The 8,535-nt window shown below is 69.3% G+C and carries 5 protein-coding genes and 3 pseudogenes; 5 read left to right on the forward strand and 3 right to left on the reverse strand.

Annotated features, from left to right (window positions below; translation table 11 throughout):
- Positions 1-187: 187 nt before the first annotated feature.
- From D180_RS21260 to D180_RS21270, 4 genes and pseudogenes are all read left to right on the forward strand, one after another.
- Positions 188-1,351, forward strand: coding sequence for a COX15/CtaA family protein (locus D180_RS21260; RefSeq protein WP_017914359.1), 1,164 nt, complete (start codon positions 188-190; stop codon positions 1,349-1,351).
- Complete coding sequence (gene cyoE / locus D180_RS21265; protein ID WP_017914360.1) at positions 1,348-2,241, forward strand: heme o synthase; 894 nt, start codon at positions 1,348-1,350, stop codon at positions 2,239-2,241. Before D180_RS21260 ends, cyoE begins: the two co-directional genes overlap by 4 nt.
- Before the next feature lie 337 nt (positions 2,242-2,578).
- A pseudogene (locus tag D180_RS24775) lies at positions 2,579-2,764 on the forward strand (PAS domain-containing protein); the annotation flags it as partial.
- Positions 2,765-2,848: 84 nt separating this feature from the next.
- Positions 2,849-3,635: pseudogene (locus D180_RS21270) on the forward strand (methyl-accepting chemotaxis protein); the annotation flags it as partial.
- Between the two features lie 168 nt (positions 3,636-3,803).
- Here D180_RS21270 and D180_RS21275 read toward each other — a convergent pair.
- Positions 3,804-5,390, reverse strand: a complete 1,587-nt coding sequence (locus D180_RS21275; protein ID WP_017914364.1) for a thioredoxin family protein — start codon at positions 5,388-5,390, stop codon at positions 3,804-3,806.
- Between the two features lie 202 nt (positions 5,391-5,592).
- Positions 5,593-6,582 carry a bile acid:sodium symporter family protein gene (locus D180_RS21280; RefSeq protein WP_017914365.1) on the reverse strand — a complete coding sequence of 330 codons (990 nt, stop codon included), beginning with the start codon at positions 6,580-6,582 and terminating at the stop codon, positions 5,593-5,595.
- A gap of 240 nt (positions 6,583-6,822) precedes the next feature.
- Between D180_RS21280 and D180_RS21285 the strand changes: the two genes are divergently transcribed.
- A complete protein-coding gene (locus D180_RS21285; RefSeq protein ID WP_017914366.1) occupies positions 6,823-8,019 on the forward strand; it encodes a hypothetical protein in 1,197 nt (398 codons plus the stop codon).
- Positions 8,020-8,094: 75 nt separating this feature from the next.
- Here the strand turns inward: D180_RS21285 and D180_RS21290 are convergent.
- Positions 8,095-8,535: pseudogene (locus tag D180_RS21290) on the reverse strand (DNA primase); the annotation flags it as partial.

Here is an 8,535-nt window from a genome sequence, read left to right on the forward strand (position 1 = left end):
GTGCAGGCGTTGCGCGCGGATCCGGCGCTGCTGGCGGCGCTCCCGCGGGTGCGCGATGCGGCCGGGGTGCCGGTCTACGTCATCGATCCGAACGGTTTCGTGGTGCTGCGCTATGCCCCCGGGTTCGACCCGGCCGGGTTGCGCGCGGACCTGGCGAAACTGCTGAAACTCCTGTGAGCCGCTTCCTATGACCTTGTTCGCGCGCCCGGCGCTGTTCCGGCATTTCCACCGCATGGCCTGGCTGGCGGCGCTGTTCACCGCCAGCACCATCATGTTCGGCTCGTTCGTGCGCCTGTCCGATGCGGGCATGAGCTGCCCGGACTGGCCGACCTGCTACGGGCGCATCACCTGGCCACAGACCAGTGCCGAAGCCGATACCCACGCCGCCAGCAAGATCCGGCCGCTGGAAACGCACAAGGCGTGGCGCGAGCAGATCCACCGCTTCCTGGCCGGTGCGCTGGGCGTGGAGGTGCTGGTGCTGTCGCTGCTGGCGGCGCGGCGGCGCCGGCTCGGCATCGCCCAGATCGTGACGGCGGCGGCGCTGGTGGCGCTGTCGATCCCGCTGTACATGTCCGGCTGGCCGGGGCTGGCGATGCTGGTGGCAGTCGGCGGCGAGGCGATCCTGCTGCTGGCGGCGCTGCGCTGGTCCAACGACGACCTGGCCCGTGCCGCGGTGCTGACCCTGTCGGTGGTGATCTTCCAGGCCCTGCTGGGCATGTGGACGGTGACCCTGCTGCTCAAGCCGATCGTGGTGATGGGGCATCTGCTGGGCGGCCTGCTGATGTTCTCGCTGCTGGTGTGGATGGCCTGGCGCGCCACCCACCTGCCGATCACCCTGGCCGATGCGCCACGCCTGAAGTGGCTGCTGCGCCTGGGCGTGGCGGTGCTGGTGCTGCAGATCGCGCTGGGCGGCTGGGTCAGCGCCAACTACGCGGCGCTGGCCTGCGGCGGCGGCAGCTGGTCGGCCGACAACTTCCCGCGCTGCGTCAGCCAGTGGTGGCCGCCGCACGATTTCCGCGAGGGCTTCACCCTGTGGCGCGGCATCGGCGTGGACTACGAAGGCGGCGTGCTCGACGGCGCGGCGCGCATCGCGATCCAGATGGCGCACCGGATGATGGCGATGGTGGTGGCGGCCTACCTGCTGTGGCTGAGCTGGCGCCTGAGCCGCACGCCGGGCATGCGCGGCTGGGCCGCGGCGCTGGCGCTGCTGCTGGTCGCGCAGGTGTGCCTGGGCATCCTCAACGTCAAGCTGGCGCTGCCCTTGCCGGTGGCGGTGCTGCACAACGCCGGCGCGGTGGCGCTGCTGTTCGTGCTGGTGTCGTTGCTGGCGCGCTTGCGGGCGCCGCAATGAGCGCGCATCGCGTCCACTGGCGCGACTACTGGGACCTGACCAAGCCCAAGGTCGTGGCGCTGATCGTGTTCACCGCCCTGGTCGGCATGTGCCTGGCGATCCCGGGGCTGCCGACCTGGGCGCAGGTGCGCACCGGCCTGCTCGGCTTCTTCGGCATCTGGCTGGCGGCCTCGGCGGCGGCGGCGATCAACCAGTTGCTGGACGCGCGCATCGATGCGCAGATGGCGCGCACCTCCTGGCGTCCGCTGGTGGTGGGCAAGGTGCTGCCGTGGCAGGTGCTGCTGTTCGCCACCGTGCTGACGGCGCTGTCGATGACCGTGCTGGTGGTGTGGGTCAACTGGATTACCGCGGTGCTGACCTTCGCCTCGCTGATCGGCTATGCGGTGATCTACACGGTGTTCCTCAAGCGCACCACGCCGCAGAACATCGTCATCGGCGGCCTGGCCGGCGCGGCGCCACCGCTGCTGGGCTGGGCCGCGATCACCGGCATGCAGGGCCAGTGGGACTGGGCCTATGCCTCGCTGCTGGTGCTGATCATCTTCGTGTGGACGCCGCCGCACTTCTGGGCATTGGCGATCTTCCGCCGCGCCGACTACGCCAAGGCCTCGATCCCGATGCTGCCGGTCACCCATGGCGTGGCGCATACCCGCCGGCAGATCCTGGTGTACACGGTGCTGCTGGTGGTGGTGACGCTGCTGCCGGTGGCGGTGGGCATGAGCGGGGTGTTCTACCTCGGCGGCACCCTGGTGCTGGACGCGGTGTTCCTCTGGTACGCCTGGCGCATGCTCGATCCGCCGGACGAGATGTTCTCGATGCGCATGTTCGGCTACTCCATCGTGTACCTGATGGCGCTGTTCGCGTTCCTGCTGGTCGATCACTGGATCGCCTGAACAGGTCGTTCAGTTTTCCGCTCAAGTGTTGCCGGTCGCGGTCGTTACCGGGCGAACGACCAAGATCGGCAAAGCCGCGGAGACATCCATGTGGGGCAAGAGCAAGCAAGACGCGGCGAAGCTGCAGGCACTGACCGAGCGCCTGCGCGAGGCCGAGGCCGAGCGTGACCGCGCCCGTGCGCAGGCCGACAGCGCCCTCGCCAATGTGGACGACATGCGCGTCCGTTTCGACCTGGTCACCAAGGCGACCACCGACGGCCTGTGGGAAATGCGGGTGATCGCCGGCGATCCGGTCAACCCCGCCAACGAATTCTGGTGGTCCTCGCAGTTCCGCGCGATGCTGGGCTTCTCCTCCGAGCTCGACTTCCCCAACGTGCTCGACAGTTGGTCCTCGCGCCTGCATCCGGAGGACGCGGAATTCGCGCTCAATGCCTTCGCGTCGCATATCAACGACCGCACCGGCCGGACCGGCTTCGACATTCAGTATCGGATCAAGCTGAAGAGCGGTGAGTACCGCTGGGTCCACGCGCGCGGCCTGACCAAGCGCGCCGCCGACGGCACCCCGCTGCGTGCGGTCGGCGCGTTGCTGGACATCCATGCCACGCGTCAGCTCGGCGAGGCGGCGCACACGCTGCAGACCGCGGCCGCGGAGATGGTCGAGGACAACAACGATCTGGCCCGGCGTACCGAGCAGCAGGCCGCGGCGCTGGAAGAGGCGGCCAGCTCGATGGAAGAGATCACCGGCACCGTGCAGCGCAACGTCGAGCACGTCGGTCACGCCAACCGCCTGGTGGATGGTGCCAGCGACGTCGCCCAGCGCGGTGGCGAGGTGGTGCGCGACGTGGTGCAGACCATGGCCGGCATCGAGAGCGCCTCACGCAAGATCGCCGACATCATCAGCGTGATCGACGGCATCGCCTTCCAGACCAACATCCTCGCTGAACGCGGCGGTGGAAGCGGCGCGTGCGGGCGAGCAGGGCCGTGGTTTCGCCGTGGTCGCCACCGAAGTGCGCAGCCTGGCGCAGCGCTGCGCCGATGCGGCCAAGGAAGTGCGCGGCCTGATCGCCAGCTCCAGCGAGCAGGTCGATCGCGGTTCGGCGCTGGTCGCACGCGCCGGCGCCACCATGGAAGAACTGCTCGGCTCGGTGCGCGAGGTGCAGCGCATCATGACCGACATCGCCGGCGCCAGCCGCGAGCAGAGTGCCGGCATCGGCCAGGTCAACCAGATCGTGGTGCAGATGGACACCGCCACGCAGCAGAACGCGGCGCTGGTCGAAAAGATGGCCGAAGCGGCGCGCGCGCTGGAAAACCAGGCCAGCGGTCTGAACGCGCATACCGCCAAGGAGCAGCAGCGCGCGGCCAACCAGGCGGCGCCGGTGCGCGTGGCGGCCTGATCGGGAGCGGCCCAGCCCACGGCGCGTCTGCCGCGTCGTGGGCGTGAGGGGGGCTGTCGCGTCCTGCGACGCGGCAGATCCGCCGGGTCGGGAGCAGGCAGCTGTGCAGGCACCGGCGGTCGCCGCCGGCGCAGTGCCCTGCGGTGGTGCGTAACGCGCCTCTCGCGCTCACCCCAGCCAATGCTGGCAGCCGTCGCCCTCCTGGCTGCCGCAGCTTTGCTGCATCTTGTGCTGCAGCCGCGCGAGCACCGCGCTGCCGTCGTGGCCCTTGCTCCAGGTCTGCAGGGTCTTGGCCAGGGTGTCGAAACGCTGCCGGGTCCGCTGGTGATAGCCGTCGGGCTGGCCGGCCAATTCTCCGATCACCTGGCCGGCGGCCGCCTCGATCGCGGCCGGATTGTCCGGCTGCAGCCGGACCAGCCCATCGACATAGAGCACGCCCCACTGCACGCGGGTGGCCGGGCCCTGCGCGCTCTCGTAGGCCTTCTTCAGCCAGAACAGCGCCGTCTGCTTGTCGCCGCGCGCCTCGGCCAGGCCGGCCAGTTCCGGCATGTAGTAGTACGGGGTCTTGCTGCGCTGAAGCTCGGCCAGCAGCAGTTGTTCGGCACCGGCGCTGTCGCCGGCGGCGTCCAGCAGGCCGGCGGCGCTGCTGATCGTGGACTGGCGTTCGTAGTCGGTCCTGGCGGCCTGCTCGGCCCAGTGCACGCGCTGCTGCACCTTGGCGATCACCGCCGGCGGTAGCGGCGGATGCGGACCGTCGCCGGCATCGGCCGGCTGGCCTTGCGCCAAGCGTGCCAGGGCGATGTCCGCGGCGGCGGTGTCCAGGCGATCGCTGATCGGCAGGCTGCTGTCGGCGTAGACCTGGTCCAGCGCATGGGTCAGCGCGGCCGACAGCGTGCTGCGCTCGGCGGCGTCGCTGGCAGCGGCCTGCACCAGCTCGCGCGCCGCATAGGTCAGCGTGCTGCGGTTGGCGCGCACCTCGGCCGGGTCGGCCAGCACCGCCTGCAGCAGCTCGCGGTCGGCGGCGCGTTGCTTGGCATCCACCTTGGCAGCCTTGGCCGGATCCTGCGCGGCCAGCGCCAGCAACGCGAAACGGCGCTGCAAGGCCGGCTGCGGCGCGGCCGCGGCCAGGCGCGTGAGCACGTCGGCCGCCTGACCCGGCTTGACCAGTTGCGCCGCATCCACCGCCCAGCCGTATTCGCCGAGCAGGGTCCAGTCGTCGGCGCTGAGCGTGGCCGGCGCCTTCAGCGCTTGCTGCAGCAACTGCGCCGAGGTGGTGGTGCGGGTCGCGGCCACGCGCAGGGCCTCGGCCAGACGCACGGTATCGCTGTCCCCGGCCAGGCGGGTGATCTCGCTGCGGTCCGGGCGCAGCACGATGATGGTCGGATAGCCCTTGACGCCGAAGCGCTCGCCCCAGGCCTGCGCGCCTTCCGAATCGCCGTCCAGGTGCACCGCGACGAAGGCGCGGGTGCGGGCGATGAACGCCGGGTCCTTGAACAGCGTGGCCTTGAGCCGATTGCAGGGCGGGCACCAGGCCGCGCCCCAGTACAGCAGCACCGGCTTGTCGTGTTCGCGCGCTTCGGCGAAGGCGTCGTCGACGTCGCCCTCGCGCCAGGCGATGCCGGCGCTGTCGGCGGCAGGCGCCGCTGGGGCGGCCTTGGGCGCGGCCGGCGCGGGCGGTTGCTGGCAGGCACTCAGCGCCAGCAGCGCGGCCAGGCTGGCGGAGATCGTCGCGGAACGGCGGAACATGCGGCTCATGGGGGCACCGGGAGGGGAGGGAGACACGGCGCCGGCCGTGCCGGCCGTCTACTGTACGCAGCCGTTGCCGTCATCGCTCATGCCGGCTGCGCATCTGCATATGCCGCCCGTGCAGGTGCTGCGCGGCGCATGACACGCACTTGCGGCCCGCGTCGGCGCGGCGTGCCGGCCGGTGCCCGCGACCGCCCCTTGCCGTTCGCCGCTAGCCGGTCGCTTCTGCCTTCGCCGCGCGCGCGTAGCGTTGCGCGATCACCGCGCAGACGATCAGCTGGATCTGGTGGTAGATCATCACCGGCAACACGATCGCGCCGAGGCTGCCGCTGGCGAACAGGACCTTGGCCATCGGCACGCCGGTGGCCAGGCTCTTCTTCGAGCCGCAGAACACGATCGGAATCTCGTCCTCGCGGGAAAAGCCCAGGCGCCGTGCGCCGAAGGTGATCAACGCCATCGCCAGCGCCAGCAGCACCGCGCCGACCACGGCGACGCCGAGCAGCGCCGGCAGCGGCGTCTTGCGCCACAGGCCTTCGACCACCGCGGCGCTGAACGCGGTGTACACCACCAGCAGGATGGTGCTCTGGTCGGTGTAGCGCAGCACCGCGCGGCGGCGCTCGACCCAGCCGCCGATCCAGCGCTGCAGCAGATGGCCGGCGACGAACGGCACCAGCAGCTGCAGCATGATCTTGCCCATCGCCTCCAGCGGATTGGACATGGCGTTCTGCGCGTCGGTCAGCACGCCCATCAGCAGCGGCGTCAGGAACACCCCGAGCAGGCTCGACAGCGAGGCGCTGCACACCGCCGCCGGCACGTTGCCGCCGGCCATCGAGGTGAAGGCGATCGACGACTGCACCGTGGACGGCAGCGTGCACAGGAACAGCACACCGATGTACAGGTCCGGGGTCAGCAGCCAGTGCGACAGCGGCTTGAACAGCAGGCCCAGCAGCGGGAACAGGATGAAGGTGGCGGCGAAGATGGTCAGGTGCAGCCGCCAGTGCAGCGCGCCGGCGACGATGGCCGCGCGCGACAGCCGCGCGCCATGCAGGAAGAACAGCGCGGCGATCGCCAGATCGGTGACCACGTCCATCACCGACGCCGCGCGCCCCTGCACCGGCAGCAGCGAGGCCAGCAGCACCGTGCACAGCAGCGCCAGGGTGAAGGGTTCGATGCGCAGGCGCGCAAGCCAGGACTTGATCATCGGGGAAGGTCGAGCGGGGGAGTCGTGCATTTTAGGAAGCCTGGCGCCCGCACGCGAATCCGGACGCACGGCGTAGACAACTCGCAGACATGTTGCGGTGTCGGTCGTTTCCGGCGGATGCGCGCATCGGTGGCTTGCTAGATTGCCTTTGCCCGTCCGAGTGGGGGAGCGCGTCGGGCACGATGGCGCGCCACGCGTGCGCCATCGCCTCCCGCTTCTCCAGGGATCAGGAGCACGCACATGCAATACGATCAGTACCAGACCGTGTTTGCGCTTTCGAGCTTGGCCAATTGGGTGGGGACGCGGACCGGAATCGCCCCAGCACTGCAGTCCGATTATCAGCGCATGTTGCTGGACACCCTGAAGTCGGCGCCAGCGCAGCAGAAGATCGGGACCTGGGAGCTGGCCTGGGGGCCGCAGGTGTGGCAGGGGCAACACTCCGATCTTTCTGACAATGCAATGTTCGTCGCCAAGTGCGCGGACATGCCTGGCTTTTCGACCGCCGTCTATGTGGTGGCGATCTGCGCCACCAACCCGAAGTCTCCCTACGATTGGTTGGTCGAGGATTTCGATGTCGCTTCGGTGGTCGACTTCGCCACCTACGATCCTTTGGCAAGCGCTGCGCCGACAAGGGCATCCAAGCCGATCCCGCAGGATGCCGCGGTCATCTCGATGGGCACGGCACTGGGCGTATGGCATCTGCTCACTATGGTGAGTCCAGACACTGCCATGGCGCCAAAGACGACCTTGTGCAGCTTCCTGCAGAGCAACGCGAGCAACGGTGCCACGGTGATCTTCGCCGGGCACAGCCTCGGTGGCGCGTTGTCGCCGACCACCGCGGCCTGGCTCAAGCAGGCGGGCAAGCTCGATGGATACAACGCGGTGTACTGCTATCCCACCGCAGGAGCTACGCCGGGTAACGCTGCGTTCGCCAGTCTCTACGCGCAGCTGTTACCGCCCACGCCGGCCAACGGTTACCAGGCATGGAACCGCGATATGTGGAATACCCTGGACGCGGTGCCGCACGCGTGGGTCATTGCCATGCTTCGGCAGATCAAGACGCTCTACGACAACAAGCCCATCTCGGATGTCGATCTGGCGGTGAATGCAGCCATCGTGCAAGCATGGGCGTCGGGTGTGGCCTACACGCAGATTGCCAATCAGCCGCTGGCCGGAACGCCGAGCGGTAGTCCTCCGACCGACCTGAAGACGTTCCTGCAGCAGGTGGCGTTCCAGCACACCAAGGCTTACGAGGCGCTGATCGCGAACTGGCTGCAGCCGGTATTTCCGCCCGGTGCCACGCCGCAGACGCTGCCGCTGGATGCAGATGCGCTGCTGGATGCGCTGGTCGCGCGTATCGAAGCCAAGGGGGCGGAGTGGGAGAAGCTGGAGGCGGACGCGATAGCGGCGTTGGCGCGCGCAGAAACGTCGGCATAGTTCTGACGGTGTGGGGTCAGAGGTGGCGGTCCGGCATACGGATCGCCGCCATTTCGGACGTCCGTGCGCATTGCGTCAATGCAGCCCCGCACGCGCCTTCAGCAGTTCCCGCAGCTCGTACTTGTCGGTCTCGTCCAACCCTTGCGCGCGCTGCTTGGCCTGCAGTTCGTCCAGGCGCTGCTGCAGCGTCTGTTTTTCCAGCTGCACGACCACGTCGTGCAGTTCCTGACGCCAGCTGGCGGTCTCGCCGGCGATCTCCTGCACCGCCAGCTTCTGCAGTGCGGCCAGTTCCTCGCGTTCGTGGAAGTGTTCGAGCAGGGCGCCGGTGGTGATCTCCGGGCGCGCATGCACGATCTGCAGCAGTTCGATCATCAGCTCGATGCCGGGCAGGCGCAGGCCGGCGAACGGGTAGGGCGGCGGCAGGTCCAGCGCCAGCGACGGCGCCTGCAGCAGGCGCACGATCCCCTCGCGGACCAGGCTGCGCTTGTGCGCCGGGCGCGGCGCGCGCGGCGGCGG

The organism is Xanthomonas sp. SHU 166 (assembly GCF_000364685.1).
In the GTDB taxonomy this organism is placed as follows: Bacteria; Pseudomonadota; Gammaproteobacteria; order Xanthomonadales; family Xanthomonadaceae; genus Xanthomonas_A; species Xanthomonas_A sontii.